Origin of the sequence: Paracidovorax sp. MALMAid1276, from assembly GCF_049198005.1 — a bacterium.
Lineage (GTDB): Bacteria > Pseudomonadota > Gammaproteobacteria > Burkholderiales > Burkholderiaceae_C > Acidovorax.
Genome location: NZ_JBMIRS010000189.1, coordinates 38,555 through 64,500, shown reverse-complemented (window position 1 = coordinate 64,500; position 25,946 = coordinate 38,555). Strand labels below are relative to the sequence as shown.

Sequence of the window (25,946 nt, the reverse complement as noted above, 5' to 3'; positions counted from 1 at the left end):
TCGCCAGGGAGCGTTGGCCAGGTAGGTTGCCATTCAAGTTGAAGCCTGCGCCCTCAAGACAGTTGACCGAGCGCAGGGACCTGTATCCATCTGTGATCGTGACGGTAAGATGGGACGAGTGATTTCTATGCGTCCAACCCGCTCTTTTGAGCCGGGTTGTGCGGCCAAATTCTCTCAGCCTCCATGCTCGACGACATCAAAAAAACCCTTTGGGCCACCGCCGACAAGCTGCGCGCCAACATGGACGCCGCCGAATACAAGCACCTGGTGCTCGGCCTCATCTTCGTCAAATACATCTCCGACACCTTCGCCGCCCGCCGTGCCGAGCTGACGGCCCGCCTCACCAACCCCGACGACGAATACTTCTACGGCGACGCCGACCCCGCCGACATTGAAGCCGAGCTGGAAGACCGCGACTACTACAAGGAGGCCAACGTCTTCTGGGTGCCCGAAGGCGCGCGGTGGGAAGCCCTGCGCAATGCCGCCAAGCAGCCCGACATTGGCAAGCGCATAGACGACGCCCTCACGCTGATCGAGGCCGAGAACCCCAAGCTCAAAGGCATCCTCGACAAACGCTACGCCCGTGCGCAATTGCCCGACGGCAAGCTGGGCGAGCTGGTCGATTTGGTCTCCACCATCGGCTTCGGCGAAGACGCAGCCATTGCCCGCGACGTGCTGGGCCAGGTGTACGAATACTTTCTGGGCATGTTCGCCAGTGCCGAGGGCAAGCGCGGCGGGCAGTTCTACACGCCCGCCAGCATCGTCAAAACCCTGGTCGCCATCCTGGCCCCGCACGAAGGCAAGGTCTACGACCCGTGCTGCGGCTCGGGCGGCATGTTTGTGCAGAGTGAGAAATTCATCGAAGCCCACGGCGGCAAGCTGGGTGACGTGAGCATCTACGGCCAAGAGGCCAACCCCACCACCTGGCGCCTGGCCGCCATGAACCTGGCCATTCGCGGCATCGACTACAACCTGGGCCGCGAGCCAGCCGACACCTTCACCCGCAACCAGCACCCCGACTTGCGGGCCGATTACATCCTGGCCAACCCGCCCTTCAATATCAGTGACTGGTGGCACGGCAGCCTGGAAGGCGACCCGCGCTGGGAGTTTGGCGACCCACCCCACGGCAACGCCAACTACGCCTGGTTGCAGCACATGCTGCACCACTTGAAGCCCACGGGCCGTGCAGGCATTGTGCTGGCCAACGGTAGCATGAGTTCCAGCCAGAACAACGAAGGCGTGATCCGCGCCGCCATGGTCGATGCTGACGTGGTCGAAGTCATGGTAGCCCTGCCCGGCCAGCTGTTCTTCAACACCCAAATCCCCGCCTGCCTGTGGTTCCTGGCCAAGAAAAAGGCGCGCAAGGGCGAGGTGCTGTTCATCGACGCCCGCAAGCAGGGTCGCATGATCAGCCGCGTGCAAGCCGAGCTGACAGACGACACCATTGCCCATATCGAAGCCGTGGTGGCCGCCTGGCGCGGCGAGCCGGGCGCAGGCAGCTATGAAGACGTGAAAGGCTTTTGCCGCAGCGTGCCCCTGGCCGAAATCGCCCAGCACGGCCATGTGCTCACCCCCGGTCGCTACGTGGGTGCAGAAGACGTGGAAGACGACGACGAAGCCTTTGCCGACAAGATGCAAAAGCTCACCGAAAAGCTGGGCGAGCAAATGGCCAAGGGCGCAGAGCTGGATGCGGTGATTCGGGCGAAGCTGGGGGGGCTGGGGTATGAGTTCTGAGTGGGCCTCTCTAACGATTGGTGACTTGGTGCGGGAAGGAGAGGCTACCGTTCAAACAGGCCCATTCGGCTCACAACTGCATAGTCACGACTACGTGGCCTCTGGGACCCCAGTGATCCCGACTGAAGCCATTGGAAGAGGACGGATTCTTGATATCGACGTGCCTCGCGTAGACGCAGCGAAGGCGTCCGAGCTTTCCCGACATCGGCTTCGTGTTGGCGATATCTTGTTTGCACGACGCGGAGCGCAAGCTACAGGCCTATCTGCAATTGTCGATGAAAGATTTGAGGGTGCACTCTGTGGAACAGGCGCTTTACTACTCCGCCTCCAAAGTCCCCGAATTGACCCGCAATATCTAGCGATGTTCTTGTCTAGTGAGACTGCTTATTCATGGCTGAGGACGCACGCGGTGGGGGCTGTGATGCCCAATCTGAACACAGCCATCATTCAAGCACTCCCCGTCTCATTGCCTGGAATTCATGAGCAGCAACGCATTGCAGGGTTTATAGGTGCGCTCGACGACCGCATCACTCTCCTGCGAGAAACCAACGCCACCCTCGAAGCCATCGCCCATGCCCTGTTCAAATCCTGGTTCGTTGATTTCGACCCCGTGCGCGCCAAGATGGAAGACCGCACGCCCGAAGGCATGGACGAGGCCACCGCAGCGCTGTTTCCCGATGGGTTTGAAACGTCGGAGTTGGGGGAGGTGCCGAGGGGGTGGCGAGAGTCGACCCTTGGCGAACTGATCGAGTTGACCAAAGGATGCTCTTACAAGGGTGACGGTCTGTCAGAGGCTGAGGGCGCATACATGTTCAACCTCGGGTGCTTCAACGCCCATCGAGTGTTTGCCTCAGAAAAAGTCAAGCGATACACGGGTGAGTACAAGCCGCGCCACTCTGTGCAAGCGGGCGACCTAATCATCGCGAATACCGACATGACGCAAGCCCGCGACATTCTTGGCCGTCCCGCATTTGTGCCTATAGGATTCGACCCAGGCTTCATCTCCCACCACGTCTACAAAGTCACCGTGCGTCCTGAGTGGCAAGAAAAAGCGCGAGCTATCCGCAGTCTTTTGTTCTTCGCTTTACAGGAAAGTGCTTTTCGGGAGCGTGCGATTGGATTTGCAACTGGTACTACCGTATTGGCGTTGCCTGCGACGGCAGTTCTTGGCAGTCCAGCACTTATTCCAACCGCCGATCTGCTCGACGTGTTCGATGGTGCTGTGCAACCCATCTTCGAGGCTATTTCAATCAATGAGCAGAGAGTCACCACACTGGCCGAAACGAGAGACACCCTGCTCCCCCGCCTGATCTCCGGCCAACTGCGCCTGCCCAAAGCCCAGGCCGCTACCGAGGCCGCGTTGGGCGCTGCGCTGCAGGCATGACGGACCTTTTCGCGGGCACTGGGTCACCATCGTGGGATATGTCGCGCACCCGCGAACTGGTGTGCGCACGGTGGGGTGAGAACGAGTTAGAGGCTTTGCGCCCCGTGCTCCGTGCAGTCACCACCCGGCTTATCCATGCGCGCATTCATTTTCAGGACTATCAGCGATTGGTGAATGAACACCTGCGCCAGCCTTTGGAGTCAGGCACGCCCTGGTGGGTGCTGATGTGGGTGGATGAAGTGAAGGGAATGGGCGCCAGCAACTACTTTTTTGTAGCTGCTGAGGGCTATGTGTATGCCAGCGTGCAGGCGCAGCATGCGATTGCAGACAACTTGGCGCATGTCCTGTACTACAGCCTGGGGTGGAACGTGGACCAACGAATCCCCCTGGGCAGGGTGTCGCTGGGCACGGTATGCGCCCAATTGGCGCGAGAGACGACAACGGCGCCAGAGCTTGCCCCAATCCAGCAGGCCTTGGAGGCGTTGAGCACAGCCCCCGCATACCAAGCGCTCGCGGATGTGACGAACCACATCAAGCACCATGGCGGCCTGCCCGTCAGGGTGGGATGGGGCGACTCTGAACAAACGCCGTTTGAGGTGCTGTTGAGCGCTTTCTCGCGCAAGCAACAAACACAACCGCCACGGGAGATTGCCGCATTTATGGAGGAAACCTACGAAACCATGAGCCGTGTGGTGGTGACTACGGGATTGGCCTTGAATGAATGGCTACGCCACTCTACACACGCTAGTGCATGAGGCGAGTGCGAACAAAAGAATCATCGAGGGAATTGCACAATGACCGAAGACCAACTCGAACAAGAAACCCTGGCCTGGCTGCAAGACGTGGGCTACACCCACCGCTACGGCCCCGACATCGCCTTCGATGGTTCTTCGCCCGAGCGTGCCGACTACCGCGAGGTTGTCTTGCCTTTCCGGCTGCGCGAAGCCATCAACCGCCTGAACCCTGGCATTCCGGTTGCAGCTCGTGAAGATGCTATCAAGCAAGTCACTGACTTGGGCATCCCATCCCTGCTGTCGGCCAACCGTGCGTTTCACAAGCTGTTGGTCGGTGGTGTCCCCGTCCAGTATCAAAAGGATGGCGAGACACGCGGCGACTTCGTTCGCCTGATCGACTGGGCACACCCCGAGAAGAACGAATGGTGGGCCGTCAACCAGTTCACCATCAAAGGTCCCCACAAAACCCGCCGCCCCGACATCATCCTGTTCCTCAACGGCTTGCCGCTGGTGCTGCTGGAAATCAAGAACCCCGCCGACGAGAACGCCAACATCTGGAAGGCCTTCGACCAGATCGAGACGTACAAAGAGCAGATACCGGACGTGTTCCAGTACAACGAGGTGCTGGTGATCTCGGACGGCACCGACGCGCTGATGGGTTCGCTGTCTGCCAACGCCGAGCGCTTTATGGCTTGGCGCACGATTGATGGAGTAAACCTCGACCCACTGGGGCAGTTTCAAGAACTGCAAACCCTGGTGCGTGGTGTGCTGACCCCACAGTACCTGCTGGACTACATCCGTTACTTTGTCCTGTTCGAGGACGACGGTCAGCTCGTCAAGAAGATTGCAGGCTACCACCAGTTCCACGCCGTGCGCGCCGCCATCGAAGAAGTGGTGACCGCATCCCGACCTGGTGCCTCCCGCAAGGGCGGTGTGGTGTGGCACACCCAAGGCAGCGGCAAGAGCATCACCATGACCTGCTTTGCCGCCCGTGTGATGCAAGAAGCCGCGATGGAGAACCCCACCATCGTGGTTATCACCGACCGCAACGACTTGGATGGGCAACTGTTTGGGGTGTTCAGCCTGGCCCAAGACTTGTTGCGGGAGCAGCCCACCCAGGCACTGACCCGTCCAGACCTGCGCGCCAAGTTGGGCAACCGCCCCTCGGGCGGCATCATCTTCGCCACGATCCAGAAGTTCATGCCGGGTGAGGATGAAGACACCTTCCCGGTGCTGTCCGAGCGCAGCAACATCGTTGTGATCGCGGACGAGGCCCACCGCACCCAATACGGCTTCAAGGCCACCCTCAAAGGTAAGCCCGGCGAGGAGAAATACCAGGCGGGCTACGCCCAGCATCTGCGTGATGCCTTGCCGAATGCCACCTTCGTGGGCTTCACTGGCACCCCGGTCAGCAGCACCGACCATGACACCCGTGCTGTGTTTGGCGAGTACATCCACGTCTACGACATGCAGCAGGCCAAGGAAGATGGCGCCACGGTGGCCATCTACTACGAGTCTCGCCTGGCCAAGCTGCGGCTGAAAGACGAAGACCTGCCCAGCATTGACGACGAAGTGGATGAGCTGGCCGAGGACGAAGAAGAAAGCCAGCAGGCCAAGCTCAAAAGCCGCTGGGCCGCCCTGGAAAAGATTGTCGGTGCCGAACCCCGTGTCGCCAGCGTGGCCGCTGACCTGGTCGCGCACTTTGAAGAGCGAAGCACCGCCCAATCGGGCAAAGCCATGGTCGTGGCCATGAGCCGTGACATCTGCGTGCACCTGTACAACGAGATCATCAAGCTGCGCCCTGACTGGCACGACCCAGACCCCGAGAAAGGCGCCATCAAGATCGTGATGACCGGATCGGCCAGCGACAAAGCCCTGCTGCGCCCCCACATCTACGACGGCAAGGTCAAAAAACGCCTGGAAAAGCGCTTCAAAGACCCCCCCGACCCGCTGCGCCTGGTGATCGTGCGCGACATGTGGCTCACCGGCTTCGATGCCCCCTGCGTTCACACCCTGTACGTGGACAAGCCCATGAAGGGCCATAACCTCATGCAGGCGATTGCCCGCGTGAACCGGGTCTTCAAGGGCAAGCAAGGCGGCCTGGTGGTGGACTACATCGGCATTGGCAACGAACTCAAAGCCGCCATGAAGGAGTACACCGCCAGCAAAGGCCGGGGCACTCCCACCGTAGATGCCCGCGAGGCGTATAGCGTCCTCATGGAAAAGCTCGATGTCCTGCAATCCATGCTGCATGGCTGCGATTACAGCGACTTCCTCACCGGGGGCCACCAAACCCTGGCAAGGGCCGCCAACCACATCCTGGGCCTGCGGGAAGAAGGCGGCAAGGACGGCAAACGCCGCTTTGCAGACACTACCCTGGCACTGACCCAAGCCTTCTCGCTGTGCTGCACGCTGGACGAAGCCAAGGCAGTGCGGGAAGAAGTCGCCTTCATGCAGGCCGTCAAAGTCATCTTGACCAAACGGGACATTACCGCCAAGAAGCGCACCGACGAACAGCGCGACGAAGCCATCCGGCAAATCATCAGCAACGCTGTGGTGTCTGACCAAGTAGTGGACATCTTTGACGCTGTGGGCCTGGACAAACCCAACATCGGTCTGCTGGACGATGAATTCCTGGCGCAGGTGAAGAACCTACCCGAGAAGAACCTGGCGGTGGAACTGCTCGAACGTCTGCTCGAAGGCGAAATCAAGAGCCGCTTCGGCACCAACGTGGTGCAGGAAAAGAAGTTCTCCGACCTGCTGGGCAACGTGATCAAGCGCTACCAGAACCGCTCGATTGAAACCGCCCAGGTTATGGAAGAACTGGTCGAGATGGCCAAGAAGTTCCGCGAGGCCGCCAGCAGGGGCGAGCAACTGGGCCTGACCGAAGACGAAGTGCGCTTTTACGACGCCCTGGCCACCAACGAATCAGCCGTTCGAGAACTCACCGACGAAACCCTCAAGAAGATCGCCCATGAACTGACCGAGAACCTGCGCCAGAACTTGTCCGTGGACTGGTCCGAGCGCGAGAGCGTGCGGGCCAAGCTGCGACTGATGGTCAAGCGGGTCTTGCGCAAGTACAAGTACCCGCCAGACTTGCAGGAAGAGGCGGTGGACTTGGTGCTGCGGCAAGCCCAGGTGTTTGGAGACAACTGGGGCAGCACCTAGCCGGACTCCGGGGCGAACCGACGCGCCAATATTGATGAGCACTTCGCTCAGGGATTCTTGGTACCGAAGGCTTTCACGGCATCAAGCAAGCCCTTTGCGAGCGTGCGGATGCCGCTCAAGTTGTAGCTGCCACCGATCTGTTCATAGGCATAGCGGGCTTGAATGAAGTAGTTCGAGCACTCGGCAAGTAGCGGTGCCAGCTGTTCTCCTGACGCCTCCAGAAACTCAGACTCAATAGCAGCCTGAGTAGGCAGTTCAAGAGACGCAAACACAGCTGCGCCGACAAAGCGCGCCTGATTGCCGGGTTGAGGCATGAGCATAAATTGGCGGACCTGTTGCAGGTACCTCCCCCACCTCCAACATGTCCTCCCAGCGCGTGGTGTAGGCCGGTGACCTGCGCTCCTGTCGCATAGTCCAACTGGCAGTCTGTCCCTGGGCCTGCACTCCGGCGCTGGCGAGCTTCACCGTTCCACGTCCATAGCGCTGGTTGAGTTCATCGAGCACCCCCATCAGCCGCTCCCGAGAGCCTGCGTGGCTCTCCAGCGGTTCTAGCTCAAGCTCTCCTTGTTTGAGGCGTGCGCTGTGCAAGTCCAGCAGCATGACGCCGGCCTTGATGAATGCATAGCCCGGTCGGTAGATTCGGCGCAGGCCAGTCATGGCGGCACTGGCACCCATTTCAGTGCCCCCGGTGCTCCCAGTTCCACCACCCGCTTGGTTTTCCAAGGGCCGCGCCGGTGAATGGGGCCGACCGTTCATGAGTGTCCCCTTGAGTTCGTGATCGAAGAGCGGGCGCTCAAGGCGCCTCGTCGTACCAGGCATCTCGCAGAGGGCCGACCTTGATCTCGGCGAGATCCGGCCATCGCTCGAGCCAGCTCTCGAAGGCGGCGCGATCAGCGTCCGTGACGCTCCCGCGACGCGCGGCCACGAAGCCGCAATTGACCCCTCCGCCTAGACTCAGCGCTCTGGGCGCGACGAGGTCCTCGAGCAACTGATCGATGAACCGATCCTGCACATCAATCGACGGTGCCACGCGCCAAGTCAACTCGTAGTCGAATCCCAGCACTTGGAACTCGCCGATGTGCAGCTTCTTGCGAAGGCGCCGGGAGCGAGATCGTTTAGGTGGTGGCAGCACAAGTAGGTCAGTCATGGGTATTTCATGTGGGGGGGTATGCCGTACGTTGTGGCGGGATGTCGCACGACAGGTATAGCCCGGGCTCAATCAACCGAAAAGAAATCGGACACTTCTCCTTGGCGATTTCAGAAGCCATCGGGTTGGTCGGATTGCAAGGCGCCATCACCAACCGCCCACTGCAGCTCATCCACCACCCTGCGCATGATCCACACACACTGCGCATCGGTGCACCATCGCTTGGCCAGCAAGCCTTTCAGCGCAGCCTTGACCGTCGTCTCTTGATTGCCTTCGTAGGTCGCCAGCTTCCTCTGGCAGTACGGGACCATCTGCGACACCAGGTCGTCACACATCTGGAAGACCGTCAGAACTTCGCCCGGCGACATGCCCGGTGCATAGAACCTGCCACCTTCCTCGACCAGGTTCATCTTGGGCTGGGCGCCAGAAACAGCTGCCACGGTTGCTGTCACAGGGAAGTCGTCTGGCACCCCTGGATAGTTGGTTCGGTTCATCGTCATATCGGCTCCATATTGACTGATCCCAATGCCCACGTCGAGCTGCTGCAGGGCATGCTCCCTTCAGGGGACTGTTGGCCCTTTGGGGCGGCGCCAGCCGATTGGTTTGTGCCCCCTGGCCAACGGAGCAAAGCCGTTGCGCCGCACTCGCCCAGAGAACAGCCGCCCCTTCCACACTGGCCCCGGCTTCTTGCTGATGACGAACCCTTTTGACTTGCCTCGGGCGGCGACACTCTTGATGATGGAGAAGTACACCCGGGTTCCGACCTTCCAGTCCATCTCCTTCGGCAAAGCGAATCGGTAGTGGCGATCTATGACGGTCGTTCCAGTGGGTTCACTGCGGCGTTTTACGGCTCTTTGATTCAGAGGCATATCTGTCCTTTGGTGGTTTTCCAGTCTGGTTCGTCAGTGCAGAAACCAGATGCACTTGACCACTGAGCCCACGGCAAGGTGACCACGCGTTTCACCTCTACCTGACCGACCAGACCAGCACACGATACCAGTCGTGGTTGCCAAAGCGTCGCAATGACACCTTCACTCTGCCAAACTTCAGGTCTACTGCGAGGCCACTTTGCATAGACGAAGTGCGCTACGCCTCGAAACTGAGTTCGAGGCAGGCGCATGCTTCTCTCCGGTTTTACCCGAGTCGATTTAAGGTCTTAATCAGGCTGGGAGCTGTCGGTTACGAATCGTCGACCTCATCGCGATACAAGCGAGGGTTGGAGGCCCATCAGCGGGCATTCACCGGGGTCAGCGATCGACCCATTGCTGACACTCTTTGGCAGAAGTCATCACCGCAGAGCGGTCGTTGAACAGCGGGTACGTGTTTGCTTCTTGCCCTGTGCTCGGAACTATTCTGATTGCAAGCGCGAAGCGCCATATGCTTACTCGAGTTCAACCTGAGGTCCGTAGCTAACTGCGTCAATGAGTTTCATCGCCTTTCGGGCCGCAGACTGGGCGGGCACTAGGTCATCATCGCGATGAATCCTAACTAACATCTCTCGGTCCTCGGGATCAGACGCCGACTCAGCCAGAAGACGCGTCCAATATCGCTTTGCCTCTTGATTGGGTAAGCCCATGACCGTTTCAAACGCTTGTCCCGCAACCAATTCGCCTTCGGAAACTCGGCGAAGGACGGCCTCGGCTTCAGGTCCAGCGTCTCGTGCCGTTCCACGATTACGCTCAATGGCTGGAGCAATAGCCTGCCGACGGGTACTAGCTTCGGCGTAGGCCGAACGCACAGTAGCCACGATCGGATTATTTAACGCAAGCACTTGCCCACGACGCAGCGCGTCAATCGCCTCAAGCGTAGGAGCCTGCTGCTGCCGAAGATGCCCCCCGCCACCGATAGCGAACGCTCGGCCCAACTGGGCGACAAGCTGCCCCAGGTCATCCACCATTGAGACCAGGAACCAGAATGGACGATTGATCCTAGGTGACGATAGCGCCGTCACGATGAACGGCCACGCCTCATGCGCCGTCAGTCGCTCGCGATTTAACTCTTGAATGAGTTGGTTGGGTCCAAAGACCCACAAGTCGAGCAGGAAGCTCTCGGGCGGCACGTCTAGATGTCCATCGTTCAGACGTCCATTCGCCGTGCCGACGTAAGCGTCGAATTGTCCGAGCACATCACCAAACGCCCGACGTAGGTGGTGGGGCGCTATTGGAAGCGCGTTCGCATCATTGGGCCGCACGGCGACCGGCAAACCCTGGCCACCAGCATTTAGCCGATGGAATCGGACTGGCGCTGCACGTTCCAGCGTCTGAAGTAAGAGGTTGATGTCATCGTTCGTTGGCGCCACAGCAGATCGGTCGAATGCGTCCAACCACTCGGGAGCTGTCGCCGGAACCTCAGGAAGTACAAGAAACAGGGACCGCAGGGCGGCGCTCCGCTCCCCCAGCGTTTCAGCTTCGATGAAGCGCCGAGCCAAGTCATCGACAATGACCTCTGTATCAAGTGTGCTTTCTGGCGAGCGAGGACGTTGTTCAAGATACGGTCGGACGCGGCTCGAACGCGCTAACAGGTCGTAAAAGACAAGCACCTTCTGCGCCTGCACCATGGCGACGGCACGCGATGGACCTTGACCTGCGTGAAGGCCCGCCGCACGTTCGCCAATAATGAGCGTGAATCCTTCTGTGGCTCTGTGGAGTTCCTGGCGGTGAGCAGCAGCGTCTAGAAGACCATAGGTCAGGAACGAAGCCCGCGGCGGAGGGGCTACCAACAGAGATCGAACGTCTTGAAGCACTTCACGCGCAGACTTGAATTGAGTCCGACTCGCCATCAACGCATCTTCGCCCAGCACCTGCACCAATATGGCGGACAGCGCTTGTTCAACCGCAACACCGATAAGCCCCGCCGACGCAGCGAATTGTGCAGCCCCAACGCGAAGCTCTTGACGTGCAGGCAATCCCAATCCGACAAATGCCAGATGCAATGCTTCCTGGCTGGCTTCAATGAGTCGGACACTGCTGGTTCGGAGATATTGCGGCATCAGAGAACTCGTATTTCTATGTTGAGTGATAGCCTAACTGAAGCAGTCACTCGCGAACTTCCCCTTGTGGTCGGGTGCGGGTGCCGCGTCGGCCACCTGCATCGACCAAAAGCGGGCGTTCAGGAGGGCACCTCCTGAGCGGCAGGTGTAGGACAAGCAATTCGGAAAGTCGTCGGGCTCGACCGGCCACAAACAGTCGTTCAGTATCGCGACGCAATACAGACACTCGGGCGACCGGAATAACCCCAGCTACTCGCCAGCCGGCTGCCGGACAGCTATCGGTCTCACGTCCCGACCGCAATATCCCTGAACCGCGAGATTTCGCCGAAGGCCAAAACGTAGGGGTTCTGCGTTGCAACGGGATAGCGGCTCACAACGAAGTGCTTGATTGCGGTAAGGCCCAACTCCCGCAAGAGCGTTTGCTCGCGCGCGCGCTCCTTCGCGAGGGCCTTCCTGTAGGCCAGGTCAAGAGAGCGGTTGTAGCGAACGAACCTCCGTACGTCGGTCTCGATCCGATTCAAGTCAACGAGGTTGTTCTTGCACTGAACGTTGTAGATCACGCCGTCGAGCGTCGCAACGACGTCGAACTCCGCGCGCTCCACTCTCTTGATCTCCGTAACGTCGAATCCTTGGGTCCGCAGAGCTGCTTTGACCGACTTCTCGAAGATGAATCCAGAGCGGATTTGATATCGACGAACGCGGTTCAGACAGACACTCTTCCAGTGGTTCGCGAATCGATTGAGCAGGGTAATCGAAGTGACTAGGTCGCCGCCGACACGCGTGAACGGCGCGTAAGTGCTGGTGTTGTCGACGTAGTCGGCGCCTTGAACGACAAGCGCCCCTATAAGGGCGTCGGGTAGCTTCTGCTCGGAACACAACTCGTCGAAGCGCTTAACTGTCAGCCGAACGAAATACTCGTCCACAACGAGAGAGAGCAAGCTGCGGATGAACGCGGCCAACTGACCAAATGACGTTTTGTGGAGGTTGAACTCCGCATACGCCGCGGCCATGAGCGCGAGATTGTTCTCCAGCTCGGCCTTGGAAAAAATCAGTCGGCGGTTTACTGAAACACGCTTCACCACGCTGAGGTCGACATCGGCCATTTCGGTGATGGCTGTTCGCTCGGGCTCCAGAAACAACGCGTCCAGTCCGTTGAAGCTGTGACTTGCCAAGATTCCCACCGCGTCGACATCTAAGGCGAAGTCCGGGTACACCAGGGCCAGCATCAGGTTGTGATGCATTGACGTTGTCCCCAGGCCGGCGGTCTCAATGAGGTAGAGGAACTGGTTGAGGCCGTCCAGTTCGTGCAGCCGCTGAGTTCCTCGGCAGACACCAGGAATCGTGTGAAGGAAAGCCAGTAGATGCCGACGGCGGGACTGTAGGTAGCCGATGGCCGTACCGACGGTTGCCAATTCCCGAGCTGCAGGCAGCTGATGCATTGCAAACGACAGGGCGATGGCTTGCAGTTGAATAAGCGTCTGCATGAGCCTCTTCGCCACCAATCGGGAGAAGCGTGACTCCAGTCCTGCTTTGATGGATGGCAGTGCCCTGAGGGCTCCGGCCATGTCCAGGAGAGCCAGTCCACCAATCTCGTCGAGGAGCGGCTCGCCACGCAGTTCTCCCGGTAGGTTGATCAGCTCTTCGATGCCACGGAAGGTCGAGAACCAGACCGCGAATGTGCTTCTTGGCTCGAAGGGCGCCAGGGACGATTCGATGCCGGCACGAGAGTGGGCCAGCGCCCGCATGGCCTCGGTCTGCGCAGCCGCTCCCGTCAATCGTTGTCCTGCCATCCGTCGGATCCCTGGGTAAGGCGCTGAATCGTTGCCCCGCGCTGTCTTGGTGTTGAAGTCGCCCAATATAGAGTAGAGCCGCCCGGGAAGTTGGCTTTCGAGCGCATCGGTCCGGCGTTGGTTGAGGTACGGCTGGGCGGCGAGCCCCAAAATGACATGTACGCTCGCTCTGCCGTTAGCCGTGGGCAGGATAGGTGTTGCATCCCAGATGGGGTGATCAGCTACTGCTGGCAAATGCCCCCCGCGAGGACCGAAACCAAGACTTCTTTCCCATATGCCCCACACCCCGACGCTCGATCCAGCCCAGGAGATCCGCATTGCGGCGGTACACCGGGGCTTCCTCTATCAGCATCTCTATGCTGCCGCGTGCCTTCTGACTTCAGAACAGACCGGCGCTACGTCCGTGGTTGTCGAGCGGGACGAAGATATCGAGCTCGTCACACCAGCGGGGCGCTGCTACATCCAGGTCAAGACGCGTAGCCAGCCGATCATGCCGGCCGACATCAACTCGACGATGGAACGATTCGATAGCCTGCGGCAAGAGCACCAGCAGGGCCGTCGGCAGGGGCGCGCAACGTGCGTGGTGGTGGTCAACCGAGCCTTAGGGCCGACATTGGCTGAACAGGTCGAGACAGGAAAGCTGGCGGGCGACGTAGAGATCCTGTGGCCAGGCCGCGTGTGTTCTGGTGACCTCGGGCAACTTCCACCGGCTTGGGCGAATATCGATGAGGCAGTCGCATGGTGCGTCGACCGAGCCACCGCAGTCCCACTTGCGATGCTGGCGCCCGACTCCCTCGTTTGGAAACTGGCCGGCCGCGTCCAGGCTGCGGCCGCCGGGGAAGCGCCCCATGCGGATCACACCTTCTTGGTCGCGGATTTCCCGTCACTGCTGGACCAGATCCTGATCCAACTGCAGGACTTCCCGGCACCGCCCGAGCAGTACCGCCCGCAGGAGAACGAACCTCAAATCGACTCGAGCTCCCGAGTCCGGATCGTTTCCGGCTTCTCGGGCGCCGGGAAGACTGCGTGGGCTTCACAGGCGGCCGCCTTGAGCAGGCACATCTGCGCGTACTTCGATTGCGCCGAGACGCCGGGGGAGGCCCTCGCCCTCTCGCTGGTGCGTGAGCTGGCCGCCAAGTTGGCCGGCGCCGGACCAGATGCGGTGCGCAAGATCTTGCTGCCGGGCGCCACTGGCGTCGAGTCACTTCGCCAGTTGGACATCTATCTCGAGCGCTTGAGGCTCTCGCCGACCGTTGTATTGGACAACGTGCATTGTGTTTCGGCTGATAGCCTCAAGCGCATGATCGATGCCACGTCGGCGCTGAAGTTCGTGCTCCTGGCGCAGCCGCTTGGGACGTTGCCCGAGATCGAAGCCCTTCTGGGATTGACGCGAGAGCCGCTGAAGGGGTGGGGTGTTGACGATGTTGCGGCGGCGGTTGTCGGTTGGGGGTGTCGAGGGGATGCGGTCACCATGGGGCGCCTGAAGATACTGACGGCTGGCATGCCTCTGTTCGTCAGGAGTGCCGTCACGATTGCTCGCGAAGAGTACTCAGGGCGCATCGACCAGATGTGCGACGCCGTCGAAGCGTTAACGAACCTGACCCAGACCGCACAAGAGGTCATCTTGGCGAAGGTGTTCTACGCATTTCACCCCGCCGCACAACAGACGATTGCGGTGCTGAGCCTGTCCGATATTGGCCTGCTACCAGCCGAGATCAACAAGCTGCTGGACGCGGCCCTTGAGATGAACGAGCAAGCGGTTGCTGGAGTGATCCGGTCACTGCGACCCGCTGGGGTGGTGGAGATCTATGGCAACAAGGAGATCCGACTGCATGACGCCATCCGTGTTGTCGGGAGCCAGCACCTGTCGGGCATGCCCGCAGAGGTCGCATCACGGGCTCGTGTTGCCCTCAAGGATCTGATGGTCATGGCGTTCAATCGTGATCGCAACACGGCGCGCTTCTCGCTCTACACGCGGCTGCTGCTGGCCACTGGGGACGTCAAGACGCTGGTGGACCTTATCGGCGAAGAGATGTTCCACGAAATGGGCGTGGCAGTAGAGGTCTGGCACGGTCTGGAGACGCTGGTCGCCAAAAACGAATCAGATCCGGAGCAGCGGTACTGGGCTCTCGATGGTCTGGTCTTCTCGGACATGAAGCTCGGGCACATGGATCGTCTGGCGCCTAGGTTGGAGGCGATGGAGCAATTAATCGATAGCGGCGCGCTCGGTGAGGAGGAAGTTCTGTCCTTCCTGATGAAGCGCATGCTCCATTTCTCGAATCAAGGTGACGAGGAGGGGGTTTGGCGCGCGATTCGCGAGCTGGACAGCCGATTGCCGGACAAGCCTGTCCACCGACGGGTTTCCCTCTACAGCGCGGCAGCGGCGCTCTTTCGCCTTGAGCGCTACGAAAGCGCGATGGGCGTGGTCGATCAGGTGATCGACGAGACGTTCGCGGTTCTCGGCATTCGGCTCGAGCAGGTTGTCGGCGCGAAGCAAGCCGCGCTCTGGGCGCTCATCAACAAGCCGGGACTTGATCACGCGGACATCAAGCGACTCGCGGATGCGCTCGAACTCAAAGCCATGGTGGCCGGCAAGTTGCACGTGCTCGCGCCATTCGCGCGAATCCATGCCATGAAGTTCTACGGTATCGCCGGCGCCATCGACTCGCTGATACGTGTCGGGCAAGACCTCGCTGACGAGTTCGTCGCACGACATGATTTCGTCGGCGCGCGGGAGATTCTTGAGCAACACGTGATGCCAGTGGTCGTGGACAACCAACTGCTGAATCGACACTTGGATGTCCGTGCGCAGTACGCCGTCGTTCTGGCTTACTGCGGCTTGCACGCAGAGGCTGAGAGCGAGATGGAGCGGCTGCAGGTGTACGCGGCCGGCCTAACGCCCCAGGCCCGGATGACCCTCGCGAGCCAACGCCAACTGATCGCGCGGATCAAAGCCAATCCGCTGCAGCAGTGGCGCCCCGGAGTGCGTCCTCTGGCCATCAGACAAGACACGCCGATTTCCGCTGGAGTAAAGATCGGGCGCAATTCGCCCTGTCCCTGTGGTTCAGGCAAGAAGTTCAAGAAGTGCGGCTGTGGTCTGGCCGGATAACTGTGGCGCGCGCACGAGTGCCATCGTCAATCGCCTGACTACAACACTCCCGGTGGCGGATCACCGCTGGTTTCGCCTTCTTCAGTCCGGCCAATATCGACAGCAGGCCGTTCATGACACGGCCTCTACCGACACATACTGACAGACTGACAGTGTGCGCGCCGGGAGAACCGCCGAACAAAGTTGCACCCCACGATGGACCGCTTCCCGCGGGCGCGGAACGCCTGCTATGGGTCGATCGCTGGCGCTATCGAATGACCGCTGTGCGGCTTCCATCGCCGGCCATGTTGCAGTGCGACCTTTCAGGGTTGACCGGCAGCTCCCGCTGCATTGCCGCCGTACCTGTAAATCGAGTCTGCAAGAGCCGCAGCGCGCATCAGACCACGATCACATTGCTTCGCGCAGCGAAGCCCTGAGGATTTTGCCCACCGGCGACTTGGGCAGTTGATCGCGGAAGACGATCTGTCGCGGCACCTTGTAGGCCGTGAGCTGGGTGCGGCAGTGGCGCTCCACGTCCTCGACCGTGAGCGTGGGGTTGCGCGGCACGACGAAGGCGCGTACGGCCTCGCCGGTGGCGGCATCCTGCACACCGATGACGGCGGCCTCGGCGATGCCGGGGTGGGCGGCCAGCACGTCCTCCACCTCGTTGGGGTAGACGTTGAAGCCCGAGACCAAAATCATGTCCTTCTTGCGGTCCACGATACGGATGTAGCCACCCTCTTCCAGCTGCGCGATATCGCCCGTGTGCAGCCAGCCGTCCTTGATCGCACTGGCGCTGTCGGCCTGCGCATGCAGGTAGCCGGCCACGACCTGCGGGCCCCGCACCAGCAGCTCGCCGCGCTCGCCCTGGGGCAGGTCGCGCCCCTGATCATCCACCACGCGCACGCGGCAACCAGGCATGGGCACACCCACGGTGCCCAGGCGCGGCGTGGCCGAGGGCGGGTTGCACGAGACGATGCAGGACGTCTCTGTCATGCCATAGCCTTCGATGATGGGGCAGACCAGCGCCTGCCAGGCCTGCGCGGTCGATGTACGCAAGGCCGTGCCACCCGAAAACGCGTAGCGCAGCTTCGGTGGGCTGGCCTGGAACCAGGGCTCGGCCATCAGGCCAGCGAACAGCGTGTCCACCCCGGCGGTCCACTGCACGTCGAACTGCTCGAAGGTCTTTTGCAGGTTGGACATGGGGCGCGGGTTGGGCACCAGCAGGTTGCGCGCCCCCACCTGGAAGAACACCAGGAAGTTCACCATGAAAGCGAACACGTGGTACATGGGCAGCCCGGTGAGCATGGTCTCGCCGCGCTGGGGGCCGTCGTAGGCATCCAGAAAATCGCGCGTGATGCGCAGGGTGGCCAGGATGTTGCCGTGCGTGATCACCGCGCCCTTGCTGCGCCCGGTGGTTCCGCCCGTGTACTGATACACCGCCACGGGGTGGCTGCGGTGGTCGACAGGTGCCAGCGCCTTGCCCTGCGCCAGCGCATCGACCATGCGCGGCAGCGGCACCGCGGCGGGGTCGGCAGGCCCCGCCATCTTGGCGCGGATGGCTGAGGCCACGGGTTCCTCAAAAAAGTCCCACAGGCTGGCCGTCAACACCGGCAATCCCAACTCTTCTGCAACAGGCCGCGCCACCGGCAGGAACATGTCGCACACCAACAGCAGCCGCGCGCCGCTGTCTTCGAGCTGCAGGCGCAGCTCGCGCCCGGTGTACAGCGGGTTCACGTTGGTCACGATGACCCCGGCCTTCCACGCACCGAACACCGCGATGGGATAGTGCAGGCTGTTGGGCAACTGCAGCGCGAGCACATCGCCCACCTGCAGGCCCTGCTCGCGCACCAGCCAGACGGCGAAGGCGTCCGACAGGGCATCGATCTCGCGAAAGCTGCGCACCACGTTCGCGCCCGTGGGCAGTACGAATGTGAATGCGGGCTGGTCCCCGTGGTCCGCCGCGGCCTGCGTGGCCAGCTGCGCAGCATTGGCGGGCAGCGCCGCCAAGTCGAGCTGGTAGTTGCGCAGGGCTGGCGGGTAGGAACTCTCCCAAGGCGCGAAAGTTGGCGGTGCGGTGGTGGCGGTCATGGGCTTTGTCTCCTGTCTTTTCTTTTACGAACGCTTCAAGCCTTTGCCTTGAAGGCCGGAAGCTTGTCGCCCAGCCGCGCCCCCATCTCGGCACCCAGGGCCTGCAGGCCGCTCAAAGGGCGCACCATGACTTCGAACTCTGTTATCTGGCCTTGCTCGTTGAAGCGCACCAGGTCGATCCCCTTGAGCTGCTTGTCGCCCACGCGGGCGCTGAACTCCAGCACGATGTTCAGGCCGTCGTCGGTGGCCAGCTGGCGGTGGTAGGTGAAGTCCTCGAACACCTGGATCACCGTGGACAGGGCCAGCATCAGCGCCGGGGCCGAGGTGTAAGCCGTGTTCGCCATGGGCGAGCGGAACACCGCGTCGGGATGCACGATGGAGAGCAGGTTCGACAGGTCGCGGCTGGCCACCATGTGGTGCCAGGTGTCGAGCGAGCGGGCGACGGCGGGGTGGATGTTCTTCGGTGCTTCGGTCATGGTGTGTCTCCTGGGGATAAATCGAAAATCAGTCAGATGGATGCGGCGAGCGTCGTGCCCTGCAGGATGGCGCGCTTGGCGTCGAGTTCGGCCGCCACGTCGGCACCGCCGATGAGGTGGGAGCTCTGGCCCGCGGCCACCAGCGCGTCGTACAGCGCGCGCAGCGGCTCCTGGCCGGCGCAGACTACGATGTGGTCGACGTCGAGCACCTGGGGTGCGCCGCCATCGATGGTGATGTGCAGGCCCGCATCGTCCACGCGCTCATAGGCCACGCCCGAGCTCATGCCCACGTTGCGCGCCTTGAGCGAGGTGCGGTGGATCCAGCCCGTGGTCTTGCCCAGCTGATCGCCGACCTTGCTGCTCTTGCGCTGCAGCAGGTGCACCTGGCGCGCGGGGGCTTCCACCTGTGCAGGGCGCAGACCGCCGGCCTGGGCATAGGCGGGGTCGATGCCCCACTCCTCATTGAACTTGGCAGGTGCCAGCGCGCCGCTCTCGCCTTCGTGCGTGAGGTACTCGCCCACGTCGAAGCCGATGCCGCCCGCGCCGATGATGGCCACGCGCCGGCCCACCGGCTTCTTGTCGCGCAGAACGTCCAGGTAGCTCAGCACCTTGGGGTGGTCGATGCCTTCGATGTCCGGGGTGCGCGGCTTTATGCCTGTGGCCACCACCACCTCGTCATATCCCTGGCCCGCCAGGTCGGCCGCTTCTACTCGGGTGTTCAGGCGCACCTCCACACCGTGCAGCTCCAGCTGGCGGCGGTAGTAGCGCAGGGTTTCGTAGAACTCCTCCTTGCCCGGCACCTGCTTGGCGATGTTGAGCTGGCCGCCGATCTCGCTGCCCGCATCGAACAGCACCACTGCATGGCCGCGTTGGGCGGCCGTGACAGCAAAGCTCAGGCCGGCCGGACCGGCGCCGACCACGGCGATGCGCTTCTTGGCGGCGGTGGGGGCGATGACCAGTTCCGTCTCGTGGCATGCGCGGGGGTTGACCAGGCAACTGGTGATCTTGCCGCCGAAGGTGTGGTCCAGGCAGGCCTGGTTGCAGGCGATGCAGGTGTTGATCTCGTCGGCCCGGCCCTGGCGCGCCTTGCGCACGAAGTCGGCATCGGCCAGCAGGGGCCGCGCCATGGAGACCATGTCGGCAAAGCCCTCGGCCAGAAGGCGCTCGGCCACCTCGGGCGTGTTGATGCGGTTGGAGGTGATGAGCGGTATGCCCACCTGCCCCATCACCTGCTTTGTCACCCACGCATAGGCCGCGCGCGGCACCTTGGTGGCGATGGTGGGGATACGTGCCTCGTGCCAGCCGATGCCGGTGTTCAGGATGGTGGCGCCCGACGCCTCGATGGCCTGGGCCAACTCGATCACCTCGGCCAGCGTGGAGCCGCCCTCCACCAGGTCGAGCATGGACAGGCGGTAGATGATGATGAAGTTCGGCCCCACGCGCTCGCGCGTGCGCCGCACGATCTCCACCGGAAAGCGCATGCGGTGGGCGTAGCTGCCGCCCCAGGCGTCATCGCGGTGGTTGCTGCGCGCAGCGATGAACTCGTTGATCAGGTAGCCCTCGGAGCCCATGACCTCCACCCCGTCGTAGCCCGCGTGCTGGGCCAGCGCGGCGCAGCGCGCGAAGTCTTCGATGGTCTGCTCCACCTCATCAGCGGTGAGCGCATGTGGCACGTGGGGGTTGATGGGTGCGCGCAGCGCGCTCGGGGCCACCAGGTCGCGGTGGTAGGCATAGCGACCGAAGTGCAGGATCTGCATCGCGATCTTGCCGCCCTCAGCATGCACGGCCTGGGTCACCTTGCGGTGCTGCGCGGCCTCGTGCTCGTTGACCAGCATGGCCCCGCCCTGCATGGGCCGACCGCGCTCGTTGGGTGCAATGCCGCCCGTGACGATGAGCCCGACCTCGCCGCGCGCGCGCTCGGCATAGAAAGCTGCCATGCGCTCGAAGCCGTTGGCCACCTCCTCCAGCCCCACGTGCATGGAGCCCATGAGCACGCGGTTCTTCAGCGTGGTGAAGCCCAGGTCCAGCGGGGCATGCAGGTGTGGATAGGGGCTATTGCTGTCAGCCGGAGATTTCAGCGGGGCCGGGGCGGGTTTCAGGATGGCGTTCATCGCAGGTCTCTTTCTTTTTTATGCAACCAGTTGCACAAATATAGCCAGTATCCCGCATTTATGCAACTGGTTGCATAAACAATGAAGAACCCTCCCGATTCAGGCAAGATGGCGGCCTTTGCAGTTTCCTCCCGGCGCACCCTTTCGATGTCCCTGCCCCACGCCCTTCTCACTGCCCTTGTCGAGCACCCCTGCTCGGGCTCGGAGCTCGCCGAGCGCTTTGACAAGTCCATCGGCTACTTCTGGCACGCCACGCACCAGCAGATCTACCGCGAGTTGGCACGGCTGGAGGAAGCAGGATGGATCGAGGCTTTGCCCGCGGAGACGGGCCGCGGCCGAAAGCGCCAGTTCCGCCTGCTGCCTTCAGGTCGCAAGGAACTCCGGCGCTGGATCGCCGAGCAGCAGGACCCCACGCCCCTGCGCGACGAGCTCATGGTGCGCCTGCGCGCCGAGGCTGCGGTTGGCCCCACGGGGCTTGAGAAGGAAATCGCCCGACTGCAGGCGATGCACCAGGCCAAGCTTGACATCTACCAGCGCATTGAACGGCGCGACTTCATCGGCAAGGAGCCTAGTCGCGAACGTCGTTTGCAACACTTGGTGCTAAAGGCTGGGATTCTTCATGAGGAACTCTCGCTGGCGATTGCGAAAGAGGCTCTGGAGATTCTGGAACAGCAGTAGGCAGCTTAGGCAGTCCGAGACCAACGATCCTAGGAAGTGCCATGTCAAGTTGCTGTACGGCATCGAACATTGCCCAAGCTTCGATGTTGCTCAGGCCGGATTGGCTCGTCTTAGTCAGCTAGAAAGTTTCGTTCGAATGCAAACAGAAGTTGACGACATCCAACCCTGAACCTTCAGGCGTGGCGGCTTTAGGCTGGGTGCTGCCGTTCGTACTTGACGGCTGAACGACAGCAAAAGGCTGCGTGCGGTCGTCCAAGTTTTCTTGGTCAATGTCGACTTCCGCCGCAACCTGACCTTTATCGCAATCATCAGGGATCAACCGCTGAGACCCCAGCTAGCGCTGGGCAGCAAGATGCCTATGCCGACAATAAAAGAGTGGCTCGGGGGTCTTATACGCACCTGGTCCAGACGCGACCATATAGTCGCCCGGAATGCGACAAGTAAGCAGATTCACCCTTGATTGGGACGAATACCATGCGCAAGAAAACCGATAAAAATATCGGCCACTTCGTCGCTTCCAAGGCTGCCATCGATATGCATCCATTGGGTAATCGAGCTAACAGCGCCCATGAACCAGAACACCGCCAATTTCACGTTGCACGGGGCAATGGAACCATCCTGAACACCCCCCTCGAGCACTTTGCGCAGCTCTTGATCAAACTTTCGCCGACGCAAAGTGATTTTTTTCTGATCCGCCACAGTCATACCGGAGAAATCCTGGAGGATCGCCGGTGCGCCCATTTCATCCGTTAGCAACGAGATGTAGTTCTTAATGAAGACCGAGATCCGACCGAAACCAGTATTTTCCGAAGCGATCGCGTCTTGCAAGACGCGATCTCCCAAATGCATGGCAAGCTCGTGGCATTCGTAGACAAGTTCCTGCTTGTTCTTGAAGTAGTAGTAAAGGGCAGGCTTGGTGACGTTGAGCGTTTTTGCAATCTCGTCCAAGGAGACATTCTTGTACCCATGGCGGCCAAATGCGCGCGAAGCTTCCGCAATGACAGCTTGCTTTTTGAGCTGGTACTGCTCATCCGCGCCGCTGACCGCATTGTTCCATTTCGCGCCCTTGCCCGATCTCTTTGCAGGATCGCGTGGGCGTGACTTGGGTTTTGCCTCAATTTGCGTACTCATTGATGTTGTATTCCTTGCGGGCATTCGTATCGCTAACTGAGGCAAATGGTTTCGAACTGCTTTCGCCGGTAGGGCTGCGGAGAAAGGCCGTGCTCATCAGCCAGCCAGGATGCTGCGCGCAATGATCAACTTTTGAATGTGACTAGTGCCTTCGTAGATCTTTGTAACGCGCACATCGCGATAATAGCGCTCGACCGGGAAGTCGTTGACATACCCGTAGCCACCATGCACTTGCAGCGCCGCAGAGCAAACCTTTTCAGCCATTTCACTGGCATAGAGTTTAGCAACGGAGGCCTCCTTACTGGTTGGCAGGCCCGCATCCGTAAGACGAGCTGCATACAGCATGTACTGATGCGCCACCTCAACCTGCATGGCCATTTCCGCCAAATCAAAGCTAATGGCCTGCAGTTCGGTGAGTGGCTTGCCATAGGCCTCGCGCTCTTTGGCGTAGCGGATGGCCGCCTCCAACGCTGCACGGGCAATGCCGATGGCCAGGGCGGCGATTGCGATGCGCCCATCGGACAACAGCGATAGTGCTTTGCCATACCCGCGCCCTTCCTCGCCGATCATGTTCTGAACTGGAACACGCATGTTGTCCAGCTGAATCTGAGCCGTGTGGGCCGTGTGCTGGCCCAGCTTCCTTTCGATACGCAAGCATTGGTAGCCTGGATCTTCAGGGTCCGCGATGAACAGGCTGAAGCGGTGACGGGCACCTGGTTCCGCAGTTGCTGCCACGACGAGCGCAAAGCCCGCTTCACTGCCGTTGGAAATCCATTGTTTGCTGCCATTGATCACATAAACGTCGCCGTCCCGCTTAGCCGTGGTCCGGATGGCTGCGGTATCCGAGCCTGCATGGGGCTCTGACAATAAAAAGGCACCAATGCGCTTGCCACTGGCCAGATCCGGCAGATGGCGGGCCATCTGTTGTTCGGTTCCAAAACTACGTAACACGTGCGCAGCTGAGTTGTGGACGTGCATCATGGTGGCGAAGCCACCATCGGCCGCTGCGAATTCTTCAATAGCCAGGCAATACTCCACAAATGAAAGCCCGGAACCGCCGTGTGCTGGCGGGGCGAGCATGCCCATGAAGCCTACGTCGGCAACTGCCTTGATTTCGTCGTGTGGCCAAGCCCCCGTGCGATCACGTTCGGCGGCCGTGCTACCCACCACTTCAGTCGCGACACGCCGGGCAGACTCCCGAATAATGACTTCTTGTTCGCTCAGCAATGCATTGGAAACGATGCTCATAAACCCATCCTTGAAAACTTGGAAAACGGCTGACCCAATGCGGTCAACCCAGCCAGCGCTTGCGGCGGCGGTAATGTTTCATGTCGCGGAAACTCTTGCGCTCCCCATCGACCGTCAGGCCGAGGTAAAACTCCCGTACGTCCTCGTTGGTCTTTAGGCTGCTGGATGGTCCTTCCAGAACGATCCGCCCACTCTCCATCACATAGCCATAGTCGGCCAAGTCGAGGGCAACGCGCGTGTTTTGCTCAACGATTAGCAGCGTCAGGCCGCTCGTTTTGAGGTCATTTAACAAACCATAGACCTCATCGACCATCAACGGGGCCAGGCCGAGTGAGGGCTCGTCAATCATTACCAGTTTGGGCCTGGCCATCAGGGCTCGGCCAATCACTAGCAATTGCTGCTCCCCGCCGGACAAATAACCCGCCGTGCGACTGCGCAAGGCTGCCAGGCGCTTGATGCGGTCGTACACCTCGTCCAGCATTTCCTTGGCCTCGCTGGCGCTGCCCATGTGGCCGCCCACTACCAGGTTCTGCTCCACCGTCATGTGACGCAAAACCTTGCGCCCTTCCATGACGTGCACCAACCCTTTGCGAACGACATCGACTGGGTTCGCACCTGTGATGTCCGCATCATCAAATTTGATACTCCCCGCCGTCACACGACCATCCTCTGTCCTAACCAGGTTGGAGATGGCCTTGAGCGTGGTGCTCTTGCCAGCGCCATTGGCGCCCAGCAAGGTCACGCACTGTCCAGCGGGGACTTTGGCGGTAATGCCTTTGACAGCAAGAATGACGTCGCTGTAGAGGACTTCAACGTTGTTCAGTTCAAGCACGGGTAGCTCCAGATGATGTGGCCTGGGTCTCGGTGGCCCGAGACCCAGGCCGATTTGCAATTACCACTTGTTCAACACAGGAACCGGAACGTTCTGCTCGAGAAGTTTGTACTTTCCCTTTTCGACGGTGCCGATGTTGACGGCTGTGCCCGAGGTCGGGAACGGCGCATCATTGTTGAACTTGATATTGGGCAACAAGCCAAAGCTGCGCTCGGTAGGCATGGGGGTGGACAGCAGTGCAGCGCGAACCTCTTCGCCCGTCACACCGCCAGCACCTTTGACCTTGACAACATTTTCAACGGCACGAACCGTCAACATCGCTTGGCTCATGCCCATAATGCAGGCGGAGTTGTAGGCGGCTTGCAACTTGTATTGGCTGCGCAGTTTCTCGAAGAAGTCCCGTGCCGGTGTTGCGCCTTCGGCGGCCATGGCCATGCCATAGACCTCAAAGTTTCCATCCATTTGGCTCAGGTCACCCAGCGCTTTCCCCGACGAAAGCAACCCGTTATGAGCGCTAACCACTATCGGAATATTGGTTTTTCCAAGGCTTTGCAGGGCGCGCCGTGTCGCCACTACCGATGCTGTATTGTTGAACACCTGCAGTACCGTGGCCCCCTTGCGGACCAGGCGGCTGACCTGCTGGGTAAGGTCGGTCGGCTGTGCTTCGGTATAAATCGTTTCAACGACTTCAATGATCTTCGGATTGTCCTTAGCGAACTTCTCGACACCTTTGTGGATGTCCACGTAGGCCGGCGATACTTCCGATGAAATCACCCCCACCTTGAGAGGAACAGGCGAACCCGACTTCTTCTGCATCCACACATAAAACGCAGCCGCTTCGTGCGGGTAAGTGGCACGGGCATTGAACACCCAGTTATCACCCTTCCAAGCGAATCCATATCCTGCTGTCGACTGGACAAGAGGCACCTTGTCACTAGGCAAGCGCTGCTGCAGTGCATTGGTATCTGCACCGCCCACACCCAGAACAGCCACCGGGTTGAGCTCGGACTTGATGCCTGGCCAGAGGCTGGCCACTTGGGCGACGTCATAGCGGGTGTCGAAATCCTTGATTCGCAATGCCACGCCCTGCGCCTTACCGACCTCTTCGCTCCACCAGTCGAGTACCGCACGGCGGCATCCCGTCATATCTTTCATGATGTCTGCGAAAGGTCCGGTGAAGTCAGCCAGGCCAGCCACGTTGTAAGTAGTCTGAGCTTGTGCCATGCCGCCAAGGCACAAGGTTGACGCCAGCAAAGCGCCGCGTTGCCCCAGCTTGACCATTGCCGACAACTTTGCTCGATTCGTTTTCATAAAAATGTCTCCTTTTGTAGTAGCGCTTTGCATT

At 60.6% G+C, this 25,946-nt stretch carries 19 protein-coding genes; 6 read left to right on the top strand and 13 right to left on the bottom strand.

Going from position 1 to position 25,946, the window contains the following annotated elements:
• Positions 1-183 precede the first annotated feature (183 nt).
• The 4 genes from ACOQFS_RS13540 to ACOQFS_RS13525 are packed head-to-tail and all read left to right on the top strand — an operon-like array spanning position 184 to position 7,020.
• Positions 184-1,734 carry a type I restriction-modification system subunit M gene (locus ACOQFS_RS13540; RefSeq protein ID WP_304305417.1) on the top strand — a complete coding sequence of 517 codons (1,551 nt, stop codon included), beginning with the start codon at positions 184-186 and terminating at the stop codon, positions 1,732-1,734.
• Positions 1,724-3,118 carry a restriction endonuclease subunit S gene (locus ACOQFS_RS13535; RefSeq protein ID WP_304305416.1) on the top strand — a complete coding sequence of 465 codons (1,395 nt, stop codon included), beginning with the start codon at positions 1,724-1,726 and terminating at the stop codon, positions 3,116-3,118. Before ACOQFS_RS13540 ends, ACOQFS_RS13535 begins: the two co-directional genes overlap by 11 nt.
• Before the next feature lie 38 nt (positions 3,119-3,156).
• Complete coding sequence (locus ACOQFS_RS13530) at positions 3,157-3,873, top strand: hypothetical protein (protein ID WP_304305415.1); 717 nt, start codon at positions 3,157-3,159, stop codon at positions 3,871-3,873.
• 39 nt (positions 3,874-3,912) lie between these two features.
• Positions 3,913-7,020, top strand: coding sequence for a type I restriction endonuclease subunit R (locus tag ACOQFS_RS13525; RefSeq protein ID WP_421563353.1), 3,108 nt, complete (start codon positions 3,913-3,915; stop codon positions 7,018-7,020).
• Between the two features lie 47 nt (positions 7,021-7,067).
• Here ACOQFS_RS13525 and ACOQFS_RS13520 read toward each other — a convergent pair whose 3' ends face one another.
• The 6 genes from ACOQFS_RS13520 to ACOQFS_RS13495 form a co-directional block, all read right to left on the bottom strand.
• Positions 7,068-7,340, bottom strand: coding sequence for a hypothetical protein (locus ACOQFS_RS13520; RefSeq protein ID WP_066784848.1), 273 nt, complete (start codon positions 7,338-7,340; stop codon positions 7,068-7,070).
• On the bottom strand, positions 7,276-7,530 hold the full coding sequence (locus ACOQFS_RS13515) for a DUF4113 domain-containing protein (RefSeq protein ID WP_421563359.1): 255 nt from the start codon (positions 7,528-7,530) through the stop codon (positions 7,276-7,278). The genes ACOQFS_RS13520 and ACOQFS_RS13515 overlap by 65 nt, the downstream gene beginning before the upstream one ends.
• Before the next feature lie 283 nt (positions 7,531-7,813).
• Entirely contained in the window at positions 7,814-8,167 is a 354-nt protein-coding gene (locus ACOQFS_RS13510; protein WP_066784845.1) for a 50S ribosome-binding protein YggL, read from the bottom strand.
• Positions 8,168-8,277: 110 nt separating this feature from the next.
• Entirely contained in the window at positions 8,278-8,667 is a 390-nt protein-coding gene (locus ACOQFS_RS13505; protein WP_066784842.1) for a hypothetical protein, read from the bottom strand.
• A gap of 881 nt (positions 8,668-9,548) precedes the next feature.
• Positions 9,549-11,156, bottom strand: coding sequence for a hypothetical protein (locus ACOQFS_RS13500; RefSeq protein ID WP_260668947.1), 1,608 nt, complete (start codon positions 11,154-11,156; stop codon positions 9,549-9,551).
• A 284-nt stretch (positions 11,157-11,440) separates the two neighbouring features.
• The gene (locus tag ACOQFS_RS13495) at positions 11,441-12,946 is read right to left on the bottom strand and encodes a hypothetical protein (protein WP_260668948.1); all 1,506 of its coding nucleotides are present in this window, start codon (positions 12,944-12,946) and stop codon (positions 11,441-11,443) included.
• Positions 12,947-13,220: 274 nt separating this feature from the next.
• On the opposite strand from ACOQFS_RS13495, the gene ACOQFS_RS13490 reads away from it, so the two are divergent.
• Positions 13,221-16,055, top strand: a complete 2,835-nt coding sequence (locus ACOQFS_RS13490; RefSeq protein WP_421563352.1) for an SEC-C metal-binding domain-containing protein — start codon at positions 13,221-13,223, stop codon at positions 16,053-16,055.
• Between the two features lie 387 nt (positions 16,056-16,442).
• Here ACOQFS_RS13490 and ACOQFS_RS13485 read toward each other — a convergent pair whose 3' ends face one another.
• The 3 genes from ACOQFS_RS13485 to ACOQFS_RS13475 are packed head-to-tail and all read right to left on the bottom strand — an operon-like array spanning position 16,443 to position 20,712.
• Positions 16,443-18,125 (bottom strand): AMP-binding protein, encoded by a 1,683-nt coding sequence (locus tag ACOQFS_RS13485; protein WP_067511704.1) that lies wholly within the window; start codon positions 18,123-18,125, stop codon positions 16,443-16,445.
• A 35-nt stretch (positions 18,126-18,160) separates the two neighbouring features.
• Positions 18,161-18,601: a nuclear transport factor 2 family protein gene (locus tag ACOQFS_RS13480; RefSeq protein ID WP_007854945.1), complete on the bottom strand. Its 441-nt coding sequence runs from the start codon at positions 18,599-18,601 to the stop codon at positions 18,161-18,163.
• Positions 18,602-18,633: 32 nt separating this feature from the next.
• On the bottom strand, positions 18,634-20,712 hold the full coding sequence (locus ACOQFS_RS13475; RefSeq protein ID WP_066788834.1) for an NADPH-dependent 2,4-dienoyl-CoA reductase: 2,079 nt from the start codon (positions 20,710-20,712) through the stop codon (positions 18,634-18,636).
• A 147-nt stretch (positions 20,713-20,859) separates the two neighbouring features.
• Here ACOQFS_RS13475 and ACOQFS_RS13470 point away from each other — a divergent pair, with 147 nt between their 5' ends.
• Positions 20,860-21,390: a PadR family transcriptional regulator gene (locus ACOQFS_RS13470; RefSeq protein WP_066788839.1), complete on the top strand. Its 531-nt coding sequence runs from the start codon at positions 20,860-20,862 to the stop codon at positions 21,388-21,390.
• 450 nt (positions 21,391-21,840) lie between these two features.
• Here the strand turns inward: ACOQFS_RS13470 and ACOQFS_RS13465 are convergent, their stop codons facing one another.
• The 4 genes from ACOQFS_RS13465 to ACOQFS_RS13450 form a co-directional block, all read right to left on the bottom strand.
• Positions 21,841-22,521 (bottom strand): TetR/AcrR family transcriptional regulator, encoded by a 681-nt coding sequence (locus ACOQFS_RS13465; protein WP_066788831.1) that lies wholly within the window; start codon positions 22,519-22,521, stop codon positions 21,841-21,843.
• A gap of 96 nt (positions 22,522-22,617) precedes the next feature.
• Positions 22,618-23,769, bottom strand: coding sequence for an acyl-CoA dehydrogenase family protein (locus ACOQFS_RS13460; protein WP_066788828.1), 1,152 nt, complete (start codon positions 23,767-23,769; stop codon positions 22,618-22,620).
• 43 nt (positions 23,770-23,812) lie between these two features.
• Positions 23,813-24,601, bottom strand: a complete 789-nt coding sequence (locus ACOQFS_RS13455) for an ABC transporter ATP-binding protein (protein ID WP_409886579.1) — start codon at positions 24,599-24,601, stop codon at positions 23,813-23,815.
• Positions 24,602-24,661: 60 nt separating this feature from the next.
• Positions 24,662-25,912 (bottom strand): ABC transporter substrate-binding protein, encoded by a 1,251-nt coding sequence (locus ACOQFS_RS13450; protein ID WP_082759273.1) that lies wholly within the window; start codon positions 25,910-25,912, stop codon positions 24,662-24,664.
• Between the last annotated feature and the right edge of the window lie 34 nt (positions 25,913-25,946).

What these genes read in the sequence shown, in the direction of transcription:
- ACOQFS_RS13515 (WP_421563359.1), bottom strand. Translation starts at nt 7,530, where the DNA reads ATGGGGGTGCTCGATGAACTCAACCAGCGCTATGGACGTGGAACGGTG.
- ACOQFS_RS13460 (WP_066788828.1), bottom strand. Translation starts at nt 23,769, where the DNA reads ATGAGCATCGTTTCCAATGCATTGCTGAGCGAACAAGAAGTCATTATT.
- ACOQFS_RS13495 (WP_260668948.1), bottom strand. Translation starts at nt 12,946, where the DNA reads ATGGCAGGACAACGATTGACGGGAGCGGCTGCGCAGACCGAGGCCATG.
- ACOQFS_RS13530 (WP_304305415.1), top strand. Translation starts at nt 3,157, where the DNA reads ATGTCGCGCACCCGCGAACTGGTGTGCGCACGGTGGGGTGAGAACGAG.
- ACOQFS_RS13505 (WP_066784842.1), bottom strand. Translation starts at nt 8,667, where the DNA reads ATGACGATGAACCGAACCAACTATCCAGGGGTGCCAGACGACTTCCCT.
- ACOQFS_RS13490 (WP_421563352.1), top strand. Translation starts at nt 13,221, where the DNA reads ATGCCCCACACCCCGACGCTCGATCCAGCCCAGGAGATCCGCATTGCG.
- ACOQFS_RS13450 (WP_082759273.1), bottom strand. Translation starts at nt 25,912, where the DNA reads ATGAAAACGAATCGAGCAAAGTTGTCGGCAATGGTCAAGCTGGGGCAA.
- ACOQFS_RS13525 (WP_421563353.1), top strand. Translation starts at nt 3,913, where the DNA reads ATGACCGAAGACCAACTCGAACAAGAAACCCTGGCCTGGCTGCAAGAC.
- ACOQFS_RS13475 (WP_066788834.1), bottom strand. Translation starts at nt 20,712, where the DNA reads ATGAACGCCATCCTGAAACCCGCCCCGGCCCCGCTGAAATCTCCGGCT.
- ACOQFS_RS13470 (WP_066788839.1), top strand. Translation starts at nt 20,860, where the DNA reads ATGTCCCTGCCCCACGCCCTTCTCACTGCCCTTGTCGAGCACCCCTGC.
- ACOQFS_RS13480 (WP_007854945.1), bottom strand. Translation starts at nt 18,601, where the DNA reads ATGACCGAAGCACCGAAGAACATCCACCCCGCCGTCGCCCGCTCGCTC.
- ACOQFS_RS13500 (WP_260668947.1), bottom strand. Translation starts at nt 11,156, where the DNA reads ATGCCGCAATATCTCCGAACCAGCAGTGTCCGACTCATTGAAGCCAGC.
- ACOQFS_RS13485 (WP_067511704.1), bottom strand. Translation starts at nt 18,125, where the DNA reads ATGACCGCCACCACCGCACCGCCAACTTTCGCGCCTTGGGAGAGTTCC.
- ACOQFS_RS13535 (WP_304305416.1), top strand. Translation starts at nt 1,724, where the DNA reads ATGAGTTCTGAGTGGGCCTCTCTAACGATTGGTGACTTGGTGCGGGAA.
- ACOQFS_RS13465 (WP_066788831.1), bottom strand. Translation starts at nt 22,521, where the DNA reads ATGAGTACGCAAATTGAGGCAAAACCCAAGTCACGCCCACGCGATCCT.
- ACOQFS_RS13520 (WP_066784848.1), bottom strand. Translation starts at nt 7,340, where the DNA reads ATGCTCATGCCTCAACCCGGCAATCAGGCGCGCTTTGTCGGCGCAGCT.
- ACOQFS_RS13510 (WP_066784845.1), bottom strand. Translation starts at nt 8,167, where the DNA reads ATGACTGACCTACTTGTGCTGCCACCACCTAAACGATCTCGCTCCCGG.
- ACOQFS_RS13540 (WP_304305417.1), top strand. Translation starts at nt 184, where the DNA reads ATGCTCGACGACATCAAAAAAACCCTTTGGGCCACCGCCGACAAGCTG.